Here is a 1,414-nt window from a genome sequence, read left to right as displayed (position 1 = left end):
GCTTTTAACTACGATCGCCTGCCGCCGGAATCCACGGTTGCCGGGCTCAACCAAGCCATGACCCCGCCGCTGGGATCCACCGCCCGCTTGGTTTGGCTGGAAGAGACGACGCTCACCCACCATTGCCCGGAAGATCTGTGGGAAGAAGTGGAGCGCACACTGGCCCAGTTGCCCCCCACCACCCATTTGCTCTTGACCACCAGCAGCAAACCGGATGGGCGCCTGAAATCCACCAAAATCCTCAAGAAAACGGCCATTGTCCGCGAGTTTTCCCAACTGGCCCCTTGGGATGAGGAGGGCATTCTCCAGCAGGTGCAGCGGGAAGCTGAACAACGGGATCTGGCCCTCAGCCCGGCAGCCGCCCAGAAATTGGCCGAGGCGGTGGGCAATGACTCCCGTCGCTTGGCGATGGAATTGGAAAAGCTGGCCCTGTTTACGGCAGGTCAACAGGATCCCATTTCTCCTGAACAAGTCGAGGCGTTAGTTCCCGCCAGCGCCTACAACAGCTTTCAATTGGCGGGATCCCTGCGCAAAGGGAATCTGGAACAAGCCCTACGCATCTTGACCCATCTGCTGGATCACAACGAGCCGGCCCTGAGGATTCTGGCGGTGTTGGTGGGCCAATTTCGCACCTGGCTATGGGTGCGGCTGCTGCTGGATCAGGGAGAACGGGATCCCAAGGTCATCGCCCAGAAAGCAGAAATCGGGAATCCCAATCGGGTTTACTTTCTGCAAAAAGAGGTGGGATCCCTGAAGACCACAGCTTTACTGAAAGCAATGCAGCAGCTTTTGCAATTGGAATACAACCTCAAGCAAGGACAGCCGGAACGAGATGCCTTTCAAGAAGCGCTGATCCAAATCGTGGCCTTTCTCCAGAAAGGCTCATCTTCCCGCAGCCGCTCTCAGACCTCAGCCGCCGCTCTTCTTGGGGAGAGGGGAACCATTGGCCCAGCGAGCCGCTCCACTGCCACTTGAGGTAACCATGGGGCAGAGCTGAAATGGCTCTACGGGTTGCTGCCAAAATGGCTTCGAGACAACCTCAGAGCAAATAGAGCAAGATAAACAACACGATCCAAACCCCATCCACAAAGTGCCAGTAGATCTCGGCAGCTTCGACGCCAAAATGATGTTGGGCGCTGTAGTGGCCGGGTTTAAAGGAGCGCCAGAGCACCGCCAGAATAAACAGCAACCCTGCCATCACGTGGAGACCATGAAACCCCGTTAAAACATAGAAGGTGCTGGCAAACAAATTGGTGGTGAGGCCAAACTCCAGGTTGCTGTACTCATAGAGTTGCCCTGCCAGGAAAACCGCCCCCATCAGCGCTGTGAGGGCAAACCACAGCCGCAGACCCCTGACATCATCGGCCTTGATGGCCGACCCAGCTTTGTGAATGACGAAGCTGCTGGAGAGCAA

The 1,414-nt window shown here is 56.7% G+C and carries 2 protein-coding genes; one reads left to right on the top strand and one right to left on the bottom strand.

Annotated features, from left to right (window positions below; genetic code table 11):
• The coding region (gene holA / locus NW820_RS12350) for a DNA polymerase III subunit delta (protein WP_414407641.1) at positions 1–975 on the top strand (975 nt) is incomplete at its 5' end.
• Between the two features lie 64 nt (positions 976–1,039).
• On the opposite strand, the gene NW820_RS12345 is transcribed toward holA, so the two are convergent.
• Positions 1,040–1,414, bottom strand: a 375-nt coding sequence (locus NW820_RS12345; RefSeq protein ID WP_414407640.1) for a cytochrome c oxidase subunit 3, incomplete at its 5' end; no start/stop codon positions are given.

Origin of the sequence: Synechococcus sp. R55.7 (assembly GCF_047461955.1) — a bacterium.
Classification (GTDB): domain Bacteria; phylum Cyanobacteriota; class Cyanobacteriia; order Thermostichales; family Thermostichaceae; genus Thermostichus.
The sequence above is the reverse complement of the archived record's forward strand: the minus strand, read 5'-3'. Positions and strand labels throughout refer to the sequence as shown.